Genomic DNA, 19320 nt, shown 5'->3' with positions numbered 1-19320 from the left:
GGTTCAGTGGAAAGCGCTTCCCGCGCTCGCCGGCAACATGCCTCGCGGCAACCCCGGCGGCGGGCCGCTGTCCGGCAGGTTGAACGCCGACATCGTGCTGGGACACCGGAACGTCTTCAGCACGTCGCTCGTCAGCGGATTCGCGACACTCCCGGCGCTCACGACGTCGAGCGCCGCTTGACGACCGTCGAAACTGAACGCGACGCGTGTGCGGCCCGGCGTCGCCGTCTCCACCACACGACCCGTCTGGAGCAGGCGCATCAACGCCCACGGTCCGTCCGCGGCGATCGTCGACGTATCCGGCCGAATCCGCGGACTGGCCGTGATTTCCGTGTGGACGCCGCCGCGCGGCCCCGGCCACGTGACCGTGAAAGGCGCGACCGGACCGTGTTGATAAAGCGTCGTCTGTCCATCGATGTCGAGCGACAGGCTCATGATCGTCGGGTCGAGCTCGGGAATCCGGATGTCGGCCTTCCAGGTCAGTTGCTTGTGGCCGGGATCGTTGAAGAAGACGTCGCGGATTGCCTTCGCATGCTCGAACGGCTCAAGGTCCGGCCCCTGCATGGGTTCGGTCGCGCCCGGCAGTGTCCGGTAACGCCAAGGCTTCGCGGCCGTATCGACGAACGGCGCAAGCGTTTTTGCGAAGAAGTCGTCGATCACGCCGCCCTGCGCAAACACCCGGGTGAAATCGTCGATGCTGACATCACGCTTGCTGTCCGGTGAAAACGGATAATTGCCCTCGACAATCAGCCGACATGTGTCGCCGACCACCGCCTGCATCTGGCGCGACAGCAGTTGGCCAATCCCCTGATTGACTTCGCGCGAACCATCCGCGGCGAGCTGCAGCAATACCGCGCGGAACGGCGCGGGCATCGTGTCGGCCGTCATCTTCAGTTTCGCGGCTACGTCGCTCGCCGGTGGCATGCTGTTGTTCGACAACGCATTGTCGGCAACGGTGAGCGTCGTGTAATAGTCGTTCAGCAGGTTGGTGACGCCGTCCAGCCCCGTCTTGTCCGCCTGCGTGGCGGCAGGCTGCGGATCGGATTGCGCATCCACGCTCCCTGTCACGACCTCGCGCAGCGCCGCAAAGTGATTGTCGACGAGTTCCCGTTCGACGCGTTCCGACGCTCGAATACCCAACGCCTTGTCCGCCTTCTGATTGAGCTGATCGGCGGCCCGCTGCAGCAGCGAACCGTCCGACGCGGCCATCGACTGCGTGAGCGTCGTCTCGTGCACGGCTGCGCGCGCAAGCCGCACCAGCGGCGAATCGGGCGCCGCGAAGCTGCGCAGCACCTTCAGATTGAACGCAAGGCTCGTGCCGCTCACGGTCCGGATGTCGTCGAGAAACGCGTCCCACTGCTGCGCATATTCCATCAGGTATTCGCGGCGGACCGCATCGGTCAACGCATCGTCCGCGCCGGTCGCGTTGCTCACGATCTCAGCCGTTTTTTTTTGAGCCGAATCCGACGAACCAGCCAGATACGAGCGTCCCATCACCCACGCATCGTCGTCGCAGGCGATCTGCACGAATTCGGGCAATCGCTTGTCGAACAGATTCCGATAACCATCGAACGTGAAAAGCCCCGACACGCCGCGCGACAACGGCGCGTCGCTCGCCCGCGTGAACACCGTGCCGGCCTGCGGGCCGACCGCGCGCAGCAACGTAAACTCATCGGGCGCTTCCTTGAGCATGGCCGCCTTCGCGCGCTGGTAAAGACGGTCGGTGGCGTTGCTGCCGTCGAGAAACGCGCGCGCCTGCTGCACCAGGGCATCGTTGCGAATCAGCGGCGATTGCACCACGCGCTCACCGGAGAAAAGCTGCTGCACGTGGTCGATCATCGACGCACGTCCACCGAAAACAGCCGCGCTGTCGGTCTTCGCCCAGTCGTCGAGCACCCATGCCTTGACGTCATCTGCATTGAACTTCGCCTTGTCGTACAGCATCAGGTATACGCGCAGCGCATCGTAGGCGGCCTTCGGATCCTTGCTGGCGATCGCACCGGACATGACGCCTTCCAGGCGGCGCACGATCTGCGGCAGCAGCAGGTTGTCCTCGAGCGCGTCGTAGGCTTGGCGGCTTTCGGTGGCGATGTCCGTTGGCGTATAGAGACCGTAGCGCCACGTACTGTCCGGGCCCGACAGGTCCAGGCCCGGGAAGGTCGGCAGATAGCGTGCGTCGGTCAGCGTGTCCGGCACGGTTTCCAGTTTGGGTTCCTTGTAGAGCTGGGTGACGCGAGCCGTGAGCGCCGTCACCTTGCGGCCAATCGCATCGAGATAGTCGCTGTTGTGGCCGAAGCTCGCGCGGAATCCGATTGCCAGCCACACGAACAACAGCAGGGCCAACGTGTGGCCGATCAGGCGCAAAAGCCGGTAGCGGTATTCCCAGCGCAGGTTGGGGCTCACCAGATGCGCTTCCGGGAACACGACACGGGTCAGGAGGTCGTGCAGGAAGAAACCTTGGTTGCCCTCGGCGGCCCGAGCCGACGAAACGGGAACTCGGTCCTGAGTCGACAGAAGGCGTTGAACGACTGTACTGCGCTCAACAACGATCTCGCCGTCCTGTTGCCGCGCACTCGCGAAATACACGCCGCGCAACGTCGAATGGAGCTGGGTATCGTCGTAACGCGAGTCGAGAAACACCCGGTCGATCAAGTCGAGCAGCGGTCCGAGCAGCGCGGCAAACTCCTCGGGCAAAGCGGCAAGCGATCGGCGCTTGCGCGAATCGTGCTCATCCTGCAGATGCGTATCGATCGAACCGCTAAGCCGTTGCGCGAGTTCGGCGAGTTCCGCCTGGCAGCGCGCGCGCAGCCCTTCCTTTGCAACCGTTTCCTTGCCATATGGAAGCGTGAAGCCCCACGCCTGCGCCCGCCCCTCAGCCGCCAGCGTCCCGAAATACTCGGCGAAACCCGTCAGACGATCCATCTTCGTGACCATCACGTAGACAGGGAAACGAATACCCAACTCCTGTCTCAGTTCGGCCAGCCGCGCACGCAACGCGGCAGCCTCAGCCACACGCGCCTGTTCGTCGGCACCTGCCAACGTGGCAAGATCGATCGTCAGCAACGCGCCGTTGATCGGCGCGCGAGGCCGATGCCGGCGCAGCATGCCCAGAAATCCAAGCCATTCCGCGCGATCGATCTTCTGTCTGCGTTCACCCGCATCTTGACCGGGCGGAACGACATGGCCGCTGGCGGTCGACACGGCGGCGGCTTTCGATTGCGCTGCCTCATTCCGCTTCGCATCGTCTTTAGCCTCTCCAGCCGGCTGGACATCGGCGCCGTTCTTGCCCGGAACGCCGGTTGTCTGCTTTGCCGTTTCCGCGACGGGCGCATCGACGTCCTCGGCCGTCGACATGCCATGACGCGTGTAGTAGCCGGCCGTGTCGATCAACACCGCGTCATTGGTCAGCCACCAGTCCACCGAGGCAGCGTCGCCGACAGGCATCCCGGCCGCGCGCTGCATCTGCTCGGCAACGGGAAACACCAATCCGCCGTTCATCAGTACGCTGGTCTTGCCGGCCCTTTGCGATCCGAGCATGATGTACCACGGCAACTCGTACAAATAGCGCTTGCCCTGGAACAGCTTGCCAAGACCACGCGCGCCGGTACGCATCGATTTGAGGCGCGTGAGCGCGCTCGTCACGATCCCTTCGATTTTCCGCAAGCGTGGGGCAGCAGGCGATTCATCCTTGCGGCGATCCATGCGCAGCATCTTCTTCATGAACGCATCGTCTTCGCGCATCTTTTGCCACAGGCGGACGATCCAGAAGAGGGCAAAAGCGGCCACGACCAGTGCGATCGCGGTGAGTCGGGCCGACACGGGCTCGAGCGGCGCCGTATGGCCGAGCGACAGCAGCGGCGCCGCATACCAGATCAGCAGGCACAGCAACGCGACAAACACGACGCTCGTCGACAAGCCCACGAGCCAGAGCAGCACACCGGCGAGCAACAGCGCGATCAGCAGCACGCGCATGCCGGCGCCGGCGAGCGGCTTGAGCCCACCGAACGCGAAAAACGGGCCGACGAACCAGATCACCAGTGCGACAACGATCAGTGCGAGGAACGCGAGGAACTGGCGCGAGGCCAGAAACGACAGGAACTGGAACTTCTTCATGTGTTATTCCGGAAACGGATCTGGCTTAGCGTGCGACGTCGATCTCGACGCGCCGGTTTTGTGCGCGCCCCTGCGCGGTGCGGTTGTCGCCGACCGGATCGGCATCGCCCTTCCCGACGGCTTCGAGCCGGTTGGCCGGCACCCCGGCGGTTTGCAGCATCTGCATGACCTGGGTGGCGCGCTCTTCCGACAGCACCTGATTCGATGCGAAATGCCGGCTGCGAATCGGCACGTTGTCTGTGTAGCCGATGATCGTTACCTTGCCCGGCACCTTGGCGATCTCTGCGGCTATCTTCGAAATCAGCGGATTCATCGATGCCTGAACCGAAGCGCCGCCGGGCTTGAACATCGCGTCGCCGCGGAACGTGACGGCGCTGTGGCGGGCGTCTTCGTCGACGCTGACAGTGCCGGCAGCAATTTCATCCTTGAGCAACTGCTTGAGGTGCAACTGTGGCGGCGGTGCAGGCGGCGGCGTCATGCGGGCGATGTTGGCGATCTGCTTCTGAACATCCGCGCTACGGCTGAACAGTTCGTACTTGAACCATCCGAAAAGTCCGAGCAGGATTACCGACAGTACCGTTACGGTGATCCATACCGGAAAATCGGTGAAGGCCAAGCGCTTGCCTTTCGCGGTCGATTGCCAGTGGGGCGACAGCGTCAGCGGCGCCGGATCGCGCTGCGACGTAATCACGTTGTAGAGCCGCTGACGAATCGCGTCGTGCTTGCGCTTACCGTCGGTCACGCCCCGGTAGCGGCCTTCGAAACCAAGACTGAGAATCCGGTAGATCACCTGAAGGAGGTCTCGATGCTCGTGAGGGTCCTCCAGCAAGCGGCCGATCAGCAGGTAGACCTTGTCGCCGCCCTTGAGGTCTCCATGGAAAGTGGTCGCGAGTCCACCTTGGATCCATTCGATCGCCGACGAGCCCTCCTTGCCCCATGCGGTTTGCGCGACCGCTTCATCGAGTGCCGTGCACAGGCAGTAGCTCGCGCCGATCATGTGGTCGCGACGGATATTGGTCTGCTCGCATAGCCTCTCGAACACGCGGACCTCCTCTGCGAGAAGCCTCCGCAACAACACGACCGCGTCTCTCGACTCAAATCTTTCTGGCATGTCGGCCTGCGCACGCAGCAACACGCGGGAAGCCTCGAGCAACGGATTTGACGCGACCTTGACCTTGGCCAGACGCTGCTCGAAACTTTCGGGAGGCGCAATATCCAGGCTGGCGGGCGTATCGTCCCCCCGGTTCAGCGCTTTCTCCAATGTTTCCTCGCCGTTCACGGGAGTTTGCGCGGCGCCAAACGGTGCACTGGATTTCCTGGGTGTCGACATAGTTAGCGCCCCACCTTGGCCGTTGAAGCGGCAATCAACCGACAGCCGCATTCGGTGCGGTGCCCATGTAATGCAACGTACCGCCCGCCGACGCTGAGCGTAGGATGGGCTTCGATAATCTTGTTGATCCCGTGCGGACGTCCGTCCGGATAGGTTTCCGGACAATCGACAAGATCGTGCAGGCGGGCAATTTTCTTGCCGCCGATTTTGTGCGTATCCGAGCCGGTAATGATCCGGCCGCCATGGTCGGTTGTGTCCCCGACGACTGCGATGCTGGTAGACATGGTGCTATTCGTAGGCTGGCGCGCTCAATAGCGCGGAAAGGTGCTGAAGTCGACTTTCGCTGGCGGCGGTAACGTCCGGAACTGCTCGGCGAGGTAGTTGCCGCGATCCGCCGCCGCCACCCTTGCACGTTCGGCGGCAATGTGCGCGGCATCGTCTTTCAGGCCGAGCGATCGCACGCGCCTGTCGTCGCCGACGAAGACCGTCCGTGCCCAACCGTAACCGCCGGGTGCGTATTCATGGAAATAGGGCACGCGGAACCATGCGCGGCTATCGTGAACATAATCGTCCAGCAAGCGGGTCGCGGCGCGAGGCAGCTTTCGCACGGCGTCGTCAGACGTGTGCTTAAGCAGGAACGGTAGCATCTCCTGCGTCGGCGAGAGAACAAAATCCAGGGTCGGCTGATACCCCGCGACGGCGCCGAATAGCATGATCACCCGGTCACGGTCCCCCATCCAGGCAGCCCTGGACCCTTGCCTACGGTGCGTAGCGACATCCTTCCGGTCGACCGTCAAGTAATACGCCTCGGCGTTCTGCTCCAAGGGAATTGCCTTTCCGATCGGCCCCTTCTTCAGCGTCACCGTGTCTGCCGGTGGGAGTGCCCAGTACACCTGCCAACGCCATCGTTGATCGGGATACAGATACGCCAGCAAGAGCCGGAACTCTTCCGCGGCTTCCAGAAGGTCGGTCTTGTCGTTCGTCATCACGTCCGTCGTGCCTTCGCCAGGGCGAGGCGGTTTCCCCGCTGCGGCCGCCAGGATGTCGGCATCCTTTTTCTTGATTTGCTCGGCAAGTTCGGCCGCCTTTTTCTTGAACGGATTCGCGAGGGCCGGAATCGCAGGCATGCTGAGCGCTGCAGCTTCAAGATCTGCCTTTTGCTTCTCGAGCTGTTGCTTCTCGCGCTTCAAGTCGTCAAGCCGCGCAGTCGATGTGGCCTTGCTCGCGATTCGCGTTTCCAGTCCGTAGGGCGTGACCTCGTGTTCAGGCGCATGTTGGAAGAATTCCTGCGACGTGATGTAGGCCTGCGGATTTCCATAATCCGCACGCAAGGTACGCCATGCGAGCGACTGCCCCATGCCGATGCGAAGTGCCGATTCGACGCTGTCGAGGGGTTTCTGATTGACGGTCGAGAGCCAGTCGTTAAAGGCGCGGGCAACGTTTGAAGATATACGGAAGTCCTGCTCCACGATCTTCGGAAGTGGAGTTTTATCAGTCTCTACTGCTAACGGCACCCCGGTCTTTAGTGCCTCGATATACATGTTGTGCAAGGCGATCTGACTCAGCTTGCTACCATCACCATCCCGCGACTTGCCTTCTTCGTTGAACGCATAACCGCCCCCCACATCCGAATGCACCCCCGGATAGGCCACCTCAATCCTGCGCGGCGCCCCGACCGGATAGGCTTGCTTCTCTCGAATGGAATCGAGCGGAAAACTCATCCGCTGTTCGTGAATCGAAAAAAAATGCACACACTTCTTGACCGACGCGGGGATGTTGAGGGCACCTTCCGCCGTCCATGCCCAGTGCCCGTCAAGGTCGACCAAATTGACCGCAGCGGTAACGGTATCCGGCAGTCCAACCGATGCCACCGTGTCAAAAATTCCCAGGAAATTAACTTCGTACTGAATCGAACCAGCAATCATTCCACCCGGTGCCCAGGTGTTGATGAGGCGGTTGACAAATACACGCGCGCTCGCCGCGCCACGGGAGAACCCAAAAAACGTTCAGCCATACTTTCTTGATCGAACGGTTGAGTTGGCCGCCCGGCCCGCTATGCTTCTTCTGAAGCGCGGACAGCTCCCCGTGGAGACGTTCCAGCTTCGCTCGAGTCTTGTATCCGTAGTGCATCCGTGAAGCGGTTGCGAGAGACCCCGCCACTGGAAAAACCGTTGACGCCCTTCCAACGATCCGGGTCATCGTGTCGTTCGAAGCGATGACGTCAGCGTCGATCAGCGAGCACAAGGCGCGGGATTCTGTGTGATCCAGCAGCGCGCTACCTGTCATTGCCTGATGCAGCGCGTTCAGCAAGCGGGTGTACCCCCACGCCACGCGCATGCCGAAACCAAGAGCAAATGCCTTGCCTTCCGACGAGAATGCCGCTTCGCCAATCTCATCAAACGGAGTGCCAACGCCTGCAATGTAAAACGCATATTCCCCGACCTCGCGATCGTCACTGCAGGCGTTGAACAACCGTGCGACGTTGCTATGCGTGGGTCTTTTCTTGTCTTTAACATCCCATTCTTTGTTGTTATTCGTACCATCGAAGAACAGATTGACGTGCAGCGTCTTCGCGCAGCCCGGCGTGTCCTCTGCCAAGGCACTTTTTCCTAGCAATCTGGCAGCTTCCCCTTCGGCAAGACGCCCTTGCTCGCTGAATGATTCTGGCCAACGAATTACGCTCATCGCATCTTCTCCTTACTTCTCGTTCAATTCAGGGTCCAGCACGCCCTGCACAATGTAGGGATCCTGCTCAGCTGGTTTAACTGGCATTGGCGGCTTGTCCTGAATCTCAACGCGGATACGGTCACCCGGAAGAAAATGCACCCAAAAACCATAGGTTCTCGGCCCATACGGCGGCACTTCGGTGGTCGCAGTCAGCCACTGATCGCCACTTCGATCGTCGTCGTAGGGGCGCGTATCTCGTCGCCACTTGACGACGAGTTTCATGTCAGGCTGCCATTTCGAAGGAATACCAATGCAACAAACGTATTTCCCTCCTCCAGAACGTTCCGCACCTGGCTTTTTCGGAAAGATGTTTGGTCCGCTCGCTGAAAGCTCCTGACCTTCATTTCCGACACGAAATCCCGCGATGTAGGAGTCCGTATAGTTGTAGCCACTCACGTCCGACGGGTTAACGTCATTCGCATCCGAGCAACCCACCAACATCAACGTCAACCCAACAACGAATAGCGTAGCGAAACGCTTCCAGACAAACATGATCATTTCCCGACCTCCGGTTCTTGGAGTGCCATTGCATTTTCAAGACGACGGTATTCGCAGAACGGCTCAGGCCAGCGGATTACGCTCATCGCATCTTTTCCTCATTTCTCGTTCAATGCTTGGTCCAGGACACCCTGCACGACGAAGGGATCACGATCATCTATTTTGGGGAGCACTCCTTTCTCGCCCCTGATCTGGATACGAATTCGGTCACCAGGTAGAAAGTGCACCAAGAATCCGGCCGTACGCGGCCCGTATGGCGGAACTCCTGTCGTCGCAGTAAGCCACTGATCACCGCTTCGATCGTCGTCGTAGGGATGCGTGTCACGTCGCCACTTAACTACGAGCTTCATGTCAGGACGCCATTTGGAAGGAATACTGATGCAACACATTCCCCCGCCACCACCCGAGCGAGACTCGCCATGTCGTTTCGGAAAAATGTTTGGCCCTCCCGCCCAAAGATCTTGACCTTCAATCCCAACACGAAATCCTGCGATGTAGTAGTCGGTATAGTTGTAGCCGCTCACATCTGACGGATTGCTCTCGTCCGCATCTGAGCAACCCGCCAGTGTCAACAACAAACCAACGACGAATACCGCGGCGAAACGCTTCTGGACAAACACCATCATTTCCTAACCCCCGGTTCTTGAAGTGCCGTCTTGTTCTCGAGGCTACGCATCAACTCCCGCCAGACATAGGCCGGAACCATTTCGAACGATTGCACCAACGGAGCCCCGCTGGCGATACTCGATCTGATCGCCAATCGAATTTCATCGTGGCGCTCGAAAGACTCTCCATACTGGTACGAGGCCACACAGAATGCGTGGCGGTCCGCACGTGAAGTCAGCCCCCACTCATCTGCACGGTTATAGCGTCGAAGGAAATCCGCGTATCTGGCTGCATACGACTGACTCGCGTCGATCAAACCAACGTCGCTCAACTCGCTCATGAGCGCATGCGGTTCATCATGCCGTTCCAACTCATCGAGCTGCTGTTGACTGAAGGACCGGGGAAACTCTCCCGCGTCTGCGGCCGACGCGCGCTCATCGATTTCAACGCGTTGCCACTCCGAGCGGCCACCCCGGTACATCCACATCGCCATCGGACGGGTGAGTTCGGCGTGCGCCGCCTTCCCCCAGACCTCCAGAATCGACGGAAGCGAACGCGGGTCGAACCAGCGGAGCAGTACCTGCATCCCTTCGCCGATGTCGACAAAGAGAAAGCGCTGCAAGTGCAGCTTGAGCTCATCAATACTCAACGCGCTGCGCACCACCGTGAAGCATGGTCGATACCGATCCATCTCATCGATTTGGCGAACCCATTCGCTCTTTGCATCGTCGATCTCGAAAAGGATCGGCGCAGCGTTTCCGGCTTCCTCCTCGGGTAGCCCTTCAAATAGCGATCGCACCTCTGGCGAGAATTCGAGCACCCATGTAGCAATCGATTCCGGATACTGAGCACCATCAACCAAACCGTAAAGTTTTGCGTTGTCGTCTACCATTGTCATGAAGCAAACCTCAAAGCCGAGGAACAGCGGATGCACCGCTCTTCGCGGCTTTCAGCAGGCACTCGATACACACCTTGGGAACGTGAAGCTCGACAGGCACTTCGTCGGGATGCGGGAAATAGTGGTTCGCGGCGTGCGCAAGCCAGACACCGCTGGTGCCACTCTTGATACTGCCCTGTTCAAGCTCGATATAGCTGCCACCGCCGTTCAACACCAGCTTCTTCTTCGCGCTGATATGAATCGTGTCGCTGGTTACGTTGACTTCGAGCAGGGCGAGCAGATTGATCGCCTTCTTAAGTGCGTGAATGTCAATGTCCCCGTCTGCCGCGACGGATTTCATGCCGCCACGCGCAGCAAACTGGCGCAACGTATCCTGTGCGCTGATGAGGACACTGCCGTTCGCCGACGCCGCGATGTGCTCCCCGCTCGTCAGCGCGACGTGCTGACCGCTTGCGATATGCGTTGTCGCCGGCGTCGTGGTCTGGATACCGGCAGCGCCCGCGATAACGACATGCGGCGCGCCGAATTCAGAAAAGCCATCGGCGGCGGCGCCTTGCGATCCGCCTATCGCAGCGTTCTGTTTGGCGAGAGTCTTGGCGACTTCCTCCTGATGACTGTTCGCGTCCTGAGCCGTCGCCTGCTGCGCCAGTTGCGCGATCATCGTCTGCCAACGCTCGGCCTCTTCGAGTCGGGCGGTCGTTTCACCCATGTCGGTCACATGGGCATGCGCGTTTTGCCGAACTTCAGTCGTGAGCAGCATCCCCTGCCCGGCACGAAATACGCCATGACCATCCGTGCGCAATTCAGCCCCGCGACCGCGCTCATCCTGCCGCCCCGCATTCCCGGCAATGCGCGTGATATACCCGAGATTCAACTGCGAGGCGCCTTCGTCACTCGACAGATGCGCCTGGATTTTTCCGTTCGTATCGTCGAAGGCGAGCGTATTCGCCCGACGACCACCGACCTCCCGGCTGCGATAGCCGGCCAGCGTCTGGTTTTCCGGCAATGCGAACGGCGGCATGTTGAACGCATTGGTCGCACTACCTACGATGATCGGCAAGTCCGGATCGCCGTTGACGAAAGCGACTTCGACCTCATGCCCACGGCGCGGCAGAAAGATTCCGCCGAATTGATCGCCATGCCACGCACCGGCCACGCGCACCCAGCAACTTGAACGCTCGTCGTTATTGCCAAGCCGGTCCCAAAGAAACTGGAGCTTCACCCGCCCGTATGCATCGGTCCAGATTTCCTGATTCTCGGGGCACGTTACGACGGCATATTCGACGCCGTTCATGCGCGGCTTCGCAATCGTACGAAGCAACCGGAATGGTTCATTGGTCGGCTGCACCGTAAAATCCGCTTCGCAACGGTATCGCTGGCCGGATCCCGACGCTTCGCCAATCTCCTCGATCGTCAGCTTGCAGGCGATCACCGCATACTCGCGATTCGCCGCATCCTGCGGATAGTGCGACAGCACGAACGTCTGGCCGGTCACCACGCCGCGCAGGTTACCTTTGCAGTAGGCCCTCAGCCCCTGACAACGCCAAGCCTCCATCTGCACCAGCGTCAGGTACTCCGCTTCCGTGCGCGGCTCGTTGTGATCACCGGAGAGCCCAGCCGCGCCAGCTTGCGGCTGCGCGTAATCGCCCCATGTGTAATGCTCCTGGTGGGCGAGCCCCGTGTCGCGAGGATCTTCGTGCATCACCGTCAGGTCCGCACGCGGCAACGTATAGTCGTAGTCGACGCTCGTCACCGCGCCCGTGGTCAGCGCATGGGAGACCGAGAAGTCCTGAATGTGTTCCTCGTCAAGCCGTCGACCGGTCGGCGGCTCGTAGCGAAGCGCAGCATAAGCGTCACCAAGCGGTTTGAGCGCGCCGGTCGAGTCGCATAGCACGAGCCGATGCTTGCCTTCGCTATGCTCGAAGAAGTAGTAGATGCCCCACTCTTCCCACAGACGCTGCAGGAACACCCAGTCGCTTTCGAGGTGCTGGCGTTGAATGTCCCGCTTGGGCCATGCCTTGTTCGGTCGCGGTGTGGTGAGACGCTTTTCGACCGGGAACGGATAGGACGAGAGCACCGCATCGGTGATCTCGACCACGGACATGTCCTGAAAGATTCGGCAGTCGCAATTCTTTGTTGCATGCCAGAGCCACGGCCGCAGTGTGAGCGCATACACGATCGAACGACCATCCTCGCGCACGATCGTCGCGTGGCTGACGATACCGGTGATCTCGCGTGCGCCCGCACCGAGATTGGCCATTCCGGCATTGCCGGCCAAGCCGGGGATGAAGCGGCCCTTGCCCTCGAGCTGAATCGATACGGTCACTTCCGTGCCGATCAGCTTGTCGAGTTTGACGTTCGCCGCGATGCTCTGCGAAAACCCGAGCGCATCCGGCGTTTTCAGTTCGAGCGTGTACTCGAACAGGTCTCCGATGATTTCGCGGCCGGTCAGCTTCACCGGAGTGAGGATCGACTGTCCGCCGTACATCGGCAGCGCAGCGCCGGAAACCGACAGCGTCCGTGGTGCATCAAACAAAGCCATTACGGGATCTCCGTTGAATCGATCGGATCATTGATCGTCTGTCATGTATTCGGCACGTGACGGATGCCCTACCTTACTTCCAACTATTCGCGTGAAGACAACCCGACAATATCGCCTAGAAGATTAAATAAGCGATCGTGACCGCGGCCTTCTTGAACATATTCCATCACTTATGTTTCCTCGAATTCTGATCGCGAAAACTTACCAAAAGAATTTCCCGATCTGTAACTAAAAACTGATAACTACGCAAGAAGGATTCGTCCATCCCCGTCCCGCGCCAACCTCGATCTTTCGACCAGACAAAAAATTCCCAGCGATCTTCCTCGCTATACATACCGAACACTGCCGAGCCATCGGACGACATACCTAATGCATAGGACTTGCTTCCTTCCGGGCCCAACTTCACCATTCCTTCCTTCGCAGTCCAACGAAATACGTGGCTTGCATCTCTTCGATTGGGGCCGTCAAACGTGGTGCCGACAACAACTGATCCATCTCGTGATACGCCCATCCATCGAGGGAAATTGTCTTTCCCTCCCGCGTCACCGATAATCTGCATGCCCGCCGTCTTGGTCCAGTAAAAGACCGATGCGTGATTCCGATAAAAATCGGAAGCCCACCCCACAATCGTTGAACCGTCACCGGAAACGCCAAGCGCCGCACTATCGGTCAGACTTAAAGCGTTGAATACCGGATTGTCTGCAAGCGACTGCACTCCCTCCTGTTCGGTCCAATAGAACGCTTTCGGATCGAAGTCTCGCTCCCACGACGTGCCCACAACGACCGTGCCGTTATCCGAAATACCCGACGTTTCGACCTGACGCCAACCCACCCCAAACTTCCTCACCCCTCCCTTTTTTGTCCACCGAAACCCTTGTGCTCCGCGCCCCTCACTACGAGTCGCTCCGCTGATTGTCGATCCATCCGCAGAGAGGTTATAAGCACGCGTTACTTTTGAGCCGGGTATACGTAGATACTGGAACCCCGTTTGAGCGGTCCAGCGAACCGCCCTTGATGTTTCACTTGACTCATCCGACCGGAACCCGGCAATCACGCGTCCGTCAGCCGACGCCGCAATACAAGCCGCCGCATTCGCGTGACGTGGAGGATCGAGGACAACCAACCTAAACGACCACGGGGATGTATCAACAGTCTCTTCACCGGCGCTCAAATTACCCGCGCCAACGAGAATGGCGACCGCGAATGCAAGGCGAGCGGCAACTCGACCGCGTCCGCACGACGCAATGATGGAAATTTTCACCCTCTTTGATCTCCTGGTTAACTCAATACACGTGTCTGACGAAGCCGGCGCCGAGATTGGTCATTTCAGCGTCGCTGGACCAACGTGGATTGAAATTCCCATTGCTCTCGAGCCAAATCAATACGGTCACGTATGTGTCAATCAGCTCGAATCGAGCGGCTTCGCCGCGACATCAATTCACATCTCGAGTCCGATTCCGATGGATCAAACTCTGCTGTCTGAATCTTGAATCTCGAATGTCGTATTCGACTCCGGAAATGCTGATCGGACGGCCTGAATATCGCGAGTATTCTTCTGGACAGCTACCGCACCGAAGAGACCGAGCACAAACGCCATGGCATAGAAGCCCTTTTCGCTCAGCGCGAGCGTTGCATTGAAGAGCCCGACGCAGAGCAGCAGAATCGCGAGGATGAGCGACGTCCAGCTCAGGCCGTAGTAGATCCCGGTGACCGGAATCCCCTCGACGCGATCGCGAACGCTCTTCTGCAACGAAATCGCCGCGTAGAGTCCGTACGCCAGCACCGTGAAGTAATACCCCCGCTCGTTGAGCTGCATGTCTGAGTTCCAAAGGCCAATCAGGTATGCACATGAGCCCGCAAGCAGCGCGCCCCATGAGGCTGCAACGAATGCAAACGAAGGCTGTTGAGCTGAACGGTCGATCATCAGATTTCCTTTTTGAGGTGATTCGGTTCTTCGCGTGACCGCGCTTATGCGCGTACGCCCCACAATTCGAGCTTGAGTGACGGGAACTCCCCCGCCACGTGCAGCGCAACGCCACCATGCCGCACGACTTCCTCCCAAAGCGGCCCGCCCTGGGTCAGCTCGTAATAGATGTATCCCGCGTTGAATGGAATCTGCCGCGGCGGCACCGGCAGCGCTTGCAGGCCGATGCCCGGCAAGTGACTGCGCACGAGGCTCGGCAGCTTGTCCGACGGCCCCGCCTTCGCCTGCGCCAAGAACTGCTGCTGCAGCACATCCTGCGGTATCGCCGCATGCACGGCCAGCACCAATGCGGTGAACCCTTGCATATCAACCGGATCGACCACCGCGTTACGCATGCCGTGACCGCGATCCTCCAGCACGATGCTCTGCGCGCTGCGCACCAACACGGCGTTGAGCAGCCGGTGCGTGTCGTCGACGACCGGCTTCAGGCACACGTGCGGCGTCGTATGCTGATACGGCGGGTGCGTTTCGAGCGGCCGGCGCGTGTCGGTGCGCAAATGCGTCGATAGCTCGCCCGCCATGCCGATCAAGAGCGCATAGACATCCGCCGGCGACGTCGCCGGCACCCGCAGCAGATGCTGCAGCAGCGGCTCGTAGCGGTTGAGGATCTGCAACAGTAGGTAATCAGTAACGGTCGCCGCGCTCGCGGTCGTGTCATCGGTACCGGCGAGCCGCTGCGCCAGCGCATTCGCGCGCAGGCGCGCGAGATCGTGAATCTTCGTGACCCAGCTCGTGAGCAGGTCGCTCGCGACCGTAACCGGATACCGGTGGCACGAGTGTGTCGTCGAGCTCAATGCTGCCGTCCGCGCGGATCGTCTTCACGCACGTGAGTGCGAGACCGATCCAGGCATCGCCCAGCTCCTTCTCCGGCAGCAGGCGTACGCGCAAGTTCGACAGTTGCACCGACTCGGGCGCAAGACCGATCGAGTTCGTGTCGCGCAGCTCAGTGTCGAACACCTGATAGCGTGCGAGCGAATCGGGGGTATTGTCGAAGGTGGTCTCCTCGCAATTCGGCAACCGGACGGGCACGGCCAGATAGATGACCTGGTCGAGATGCTCCTGCCGAATCGTCAACGGCGGCGGCAACGGCGTGTTGCCCGGTGCATCGAACGGCGTGCCATCGGCGAATACACCCGCAGCCGATTTGACGATGACCTTACCAAGCGCGAGCGCCTCGATGTCCAGCGCGAAGTGCGTGAAACCGAAAAAGAACGGCGACAGCGGCGCCGCGCGCTGATGCGCGTATTTCTCGAAATAGCGGTCCTGCTGCTGGAACAGCTGCGGACGGAAGAACAGCCCTTCCTGCCAGGCGACCTTGGCGTACCAGCTCATGCGTGCCGTCCGTTTTGTTGCGCGACGTGTTTCATTTCTTGGCTTCCGTAATCTTGACGGCCTTGGCCTCTAGATCGATGGTCAGTTTCAGCTTCGGCGTGAACAAGCGATACCACGCCTTGTCCGGTACAGCCGGCATCGCATAAACTGCGCGCCACACCGCGTTCGGCAAGTCACGGTAGGCCGCGATCACGCCGATGGTCTTCGTGGCCGAATCGGGCCGGCGTACGAGCGTCTGGTGCTCGCCAGGGCGCAACTGCAGCTCGTCGCGTTTCGCAACGTCGTCGGCCAGCACCGTCTTATCCTGGGTCTGCAGCGTGAAAAAGTCGGCTGCCTCGAAGGCGCCGTCGTTCTTCAGTTCGTAAATGCGCACGACGATCGGCGCAGCCCTTCCCCGGTCGTCCGGATTGACATCGGGCAGCGCGTTCACGCGCATGTCGAGCCGGATCGGCTCCTTCGGCTTCGGCTCGCCACTGCTCGCGCAGGCGGAAAGCGCAAGCAAACAGGCCAGCGTGGCGACGGTCGGTATCGAACGCATGCGGCTATGAACCCTTATTCACTGTGTGGGACGCCCCACAACCGGCGGAGACGATGCGCTTGCGCAGGTTGCGAGGCATCCACTCAATTACGCTTCCTTGTTGCCCTTGATGTCGAAGCTCGCGGTCACGGCGCCACCGCTGCCGCCCTGCGCGTTCTGCACGACGTACTCTTGCTTGACCTTCGCGAACGACAGCGACACCGATTCACGGCTCTTTTCCGCGTCGTTCTTGCTGCCCGACGGCTTCACGCGCGTGACGATCACGTCGCTCATCGTGAGCTTCAGATATTCCAGCGGGTTGCCACCGGCCTTGCGCATCACCAGCGTTGCCTGGTCGATGTGCTTGCCCGTGAGCGCGTACTTCATGAGGTTCGGGCTGGCGCGGTCGATGTTGTGGTCGAACGTCAGATCCTTGACGGTCGCCTTGCCGGCACCGCCGCCGCTGCCGGCGTGCATCGTCGATTCCTGCTGGATGTCCCACTCCCAGTTCAGAACCTCGATTTCGTCCTTGTGCTTGTCGTCGAGCGATTCACCGTTGATGCCGTCGATCTTCAGGAAAATATCTTGTGCCATGCGTAGTACTCCTTTTATTAAATGATTGAAACAGGTGGATCATCGTCCACCGAAGCAATTCGATGTCCGGCCCTGCGGGACCTACCGGATGGTTAAGCCGCTTCCTTGATCGATGGCAGCTTCGTCACGAGCCGCAGCGAGACGGTCAGCCCTTCGAGCTGGAAGTGCGGGCGCAGGAAGAATTTCGAGTTGTAGTAGCCGGGGTTGCCCTCGACCTCCTCGACAACCACTTCAGCGGCCGCGAGCGGCCTGCGCGCCTTCGTCTCCTGCGACGAGTTGGTCGGATCGGCATCGACGTAATGCATGATCCATTCGTTCAGCCACCGCTGCATGTCTTCGCGCTCCTTGAACGCGCCGATCTTGTCGCGCACGATGCACTTCAGGTAGTGCGCGAAGCGCGAGCACGCGAACAGGTACGGCAGACGCGAGGACAGGTTCGCGTTGGCCGTCGCGTCCGCATCGTGATACTCGGCAGGCTTCTGCAGCGATTGGGCGCCGATGAAGGTCGCGTGATCGGTGTTCTTGCGGTGCACGAGCGGAATGAAGCCGTTCTTCGACAGCTCGGCCTCGCGCCGGTCCGAGATCGCGATTTCGGTCGGACACTTCATGTCGACGCCGCCATCGTCGGTCGGGAACGTGTGGGTCGGCAGATTCTCGACCGTGCCGCCCGATTCGACGCCGCGAATCAGCGAGCACCAGCCGTACTGCTTGAACGAACGGTTGATGTTGACGCCCATCGCGTACGCCGCGTTCGCCCAGCCATAGCGCCCATGGTCCGAACCGTTCGTGTCTTCCTCGAAATCGAATTCGTCGACCGGGTTGGTTTTCGCGCCATACGGCAGGCGCGCGAGGAATCGCGGCATCGCGAGTCCCACATAGCGCGCGTCTTCGGTGTTGCGCATCGAGTTCCACGCGGTGTATTCGAGGTTCTGCGTGAAAATCTTCGTCAGGTCACGCGGGTTCGCGAGCTCCTGCCACGACTCCATCTGCAGAACTGATGGTGCGGCGCCGGTGATGAACGGTGTGTGCGCGGCAGCCGAGACCTTCGCGATCGAGCCGAGCAGATCGACATCCGGCGGCGTATGGTCAAAGTAGTAGTCTGCAACGAGGCACCCGTACGGTTCGCCGCCGAGCTGGCCGTACTCCTGTTCGTAGATTTGCTTGAAGAGCGGGCTCTGATCCCAGGCCAGGCCCTTGTAGCGGCGCATCGTGCGATGCAGCTCGGCCTTCGAGACATCCATGAAGCGGATCTTCAGGTGTTCGTCGGTTTCGGTGTTCGACACGAGGTGATTCAAGCCGCGCCAGGCCGATTCGAGCGCCTGGTAATCCTCGTGGTGCAGGATCAGGTTGATCTGCTCGGAGAGCTTGTGATCGATCTGCGCGATGATCGCCGCGATGCTCTTGTACGCATCGTCACTGATCGTCGCCGTTTGAGCCAGCGCCTGCTCGGCGAGCGTCTGAACGGCCAGTTCGACGGCTTCGCGCGCGTCGTCGGTCTTGGGTCGGAACTCGCGCTCCAGCAGCTGAGTGAAATCGGACTCGGTGGCTGTCTGTACAACTGCGGCCCGGGCTTCCTGTTTCGCCATGATGGTCATCCTTTATCGGTTCGTCGGTCAGTTCGCGCCGTCTTGATCGGCAATTTCGTCCGCTTGCCGCTCGGGCTTCGGCGCGGCGGCCAGCGACTTGAGCAACGCCGGGTCTTGCAGCAGCTGCGTAACGAGCGCCTCGGCGCCCGACTTGCCATCCATGTAGGTCTGCAGATTGGCGAGCTGCGTACGCGCTTCCAGCAGTTGGCGCAGCGGCTCGACCTTGCGCGCGATCGCGGCGGGCGAAAAATCTTCCATGCTCTCGAAGGTCATGTCGACCATCATCTGCCCGTTGCCCGTCAGCGTATTCGGCACGGCGAACGCGACGCGCGGCCGGATCGCCTTCATGCGCTCATCGAAATTATCGATGTCGATTTCGAGAAAGCGCCGGTCTGATACCGCCGGCAGCGGCTCGACCGGATGCTTGCCCGACAGATCGGCGAGCACGCCCATCACGAACGGCAGTTCGACCTTCTTCTCCGAGCCGTAGACCTCGACGTCATACTCGATCTGCACACGCGGCGCACGGTTGCGCGCAATGAATTTCTGCGAACTGCTGGAAGCGGCCATGAATGAAGCTCCTGAACGGTGGT

14 protein-coding genes and 2 pseudogenes are annotated in these 19320 nt (G+C 60.3%); all 16 read right to left on the bottom strand.

From position 1 onward, the window contains the following. Positions 1 to 3: 3 nt before the first annotated feature. On the bottom strand, positions 4 to 4113 hold the full coding sequence (gene tssM, locus AC1Z3W_RS08505; protein WP_483507434.1) for a type VI secretion system membrane subunit TssM: 4110 nt from the start codon (positions 4111 to 4113) through the stop codon (positions 4 to 6). Between the two features lie 25 nt (positions 4114 to 4138). Further along, positions 4139 to 5443, bottom strand: a complete 1305-nt coding sequence (gene tssL / locus AC1Z3W_RS08500) for a type VI secretion system protein TssL, long form (RefSeq protein ID WP_124832162.1) — start codon at positions 5441 to 5443, stop codon at positions 4139 to 4141. Positions 5444 to 5445: 2 nt separating this feature from the next. Continuing rightward, complete coding sequence (locus AC1Z3W_RS08495) at positions 5446 to 5727, bottom strand: PAAR domain-containing protein (protein ID WP_082664606.1); 282 nt, start codon at positions 5725 to 5727, stop codon at positions 5446 to 5448. Between the two features lie 1311 nt (positions 5728 to 7038). Further along, positions 7039 to 7368 (bottom strand): annotated as a pseudogene (locus AC1Z3W_RS08490) (T6SS phospholipase effector Tle1-like catalytic domain-containing protein); the annotation flags it as partial. After that, complete coding sequence (locus tag AC1Z3W_RS08485; protein ID WP_483507433.1) at positions 7337 to 8128, bottom strand: phospholipase effector Tle1 domain-containing protein; 792 nt, start codon at positions 8126 to 8128, stop codon at positions 7337 to 7339. The gene AC1Z3W_RS08485 and the pseudogene AC1Z3W_RS08490, both read right to left, overlap by 32 nt. A gap of 12 nt (positions 8129 to 8140) precedes the next feature. Further along, positions 8141 to 8668, bottom strand: a complete 528-nt coding sequence (locus AC1Z3W_RS08480; protein ID WP_124832166.1) for a DUF3304 domain-containing protein — start codon at positions 8666 to 8668, stop codon at positions 8141 to 8143. 98 nt (positions 8669 to 8766) lie between these two features. Then, positions 8767 to 9294 (bottom strand): DUF3304 domain-containing protein, encoded by a 528-nt coding sequence (locus tag AC1Z3W_RS08475; RefSeq protein ID WP_483507432.1) that lies wholly within the window; start codon positions 9292 to 9294, stop codon positions 8767 to 8769. After that, a complete protein-coding gene (locus AC1Z3W_RS08470) occupies positions 9291 to 10208 on the bottom strand; it encodes a DUF4123 domain-containing protein (protein WP_483507431.1) in 918 nt (305 codons plus the stop codon). Before AC1Z3W_RS08470 ends, AC1Z3W_RS08475 begins: the two co-directional genes overlap by 4 nt. After that, a complete protein-coding gene (locus AC1Z3W_RS08465) occupies positions 10183 to 12714 on the bottom strand; it encodes a type VI secretion system Vgr family protein (RefSeq protein ID WP_483507430.1) in 2532 nt (843 codons plus the stop codon). The genes AC1Z3W_RS08470 and AC1Z3W_RS08465 overlap by 26 nt, the downstream gene beginning before the upstream one ends. A gap of 166 nt (positions 12715 to 12880) precedes the next feature. Further along, positions 12881 to 13975 carry a hypothetical protein gene (locus tag AC1Z3W_RS08460; protein WP_483507429.1) on the bottom strand — a complete coding sequence of 365 codons (1095 nt, stop codon included), beginning with the start codon at positions 13973 to 13975 and terminating at the stop codon, positions 12881 to 12883. 204 nt (positions 13976 to 14179) lie between these two features. Beyond that, on the bottom strand, positions 14180 to 14638 hold the full coding sequence (gene yiaA, locus AC1Z3W_RS08455) for an inner membrane protein YiaA (RefSeq protein ID WP_124832172.1): 459 nt from the start codon (positions 14636 to 14638) through the stop codon (positions 14180 to 14182). Positions 14639 to 14682: 44 nt separating this feature from the next. Beyond that, positions 14683 to 16030 (bottom strand): annotated as a pseudogene (gene tssK, locus AC1Z3W_RS08450) (type VI secretion system baseplate subunit TssK). A 31-nt stretch (positions 16031 to 16061) separates the two neighbouring features. Continuing rightward, entirely contained in the window at positions 16062 to 16568 is a 507-nt protein-coding gene (gene tssJ / locus AC1Z3W_RS08445) for a type VI secretion system lipoprotein TssJ (protein ID WP_057925019.1), read from the bottom strand. Positions 16569 to 16655: 87 nt separating this feature from the next. Next, entirely contained in the window at positions 16656 to 17141 is a 486-nt protein-coding gene (locus tag AC1Z3W_RS08440; protein ID WP_057925018.1) for an Hcp family type VI secretion system effector, read from the bottom strand. Positions 17142 to 17233: 92 nt separating this feature from the next. Continuing rightward, on the bottom strand, positions 17234 to 18727 hold the full coding sequence (gene tssC, locus AC1Z3W_RS08435) for a type VI secretion system contractile sheath large subunit (protein WP_124832178.1): 1494 nt from the start codon (positions 18725 to 18727) through the stop codon (positions 17234 to 17236). A 27-nt stretch (positions 18728 to 18754) separates the two neighbouring features. Beyond that, on the bottom strand, positions 18755 to 19297 hold the full coding sequence (gene tssB / locus AC1Z3W_RS08430) for a type VI secretion system contractile sheath small subunit (RefSeq protein WP_124832180.1): 543 nt from the start codon (positions 19295 to 19297) through the stop codon (positions 18755 to 18757). Positions 19298 to 19320 lie beyond the last annotated feature (23 nt).

This window comes from Burkholderia sp. 10_S31 (genome assembly GCF_056930375.1).
Note: the sequence above shows the minus strand (reverse complement) of the source record. Positions and strands in the feature narration are given on the sequence as shown.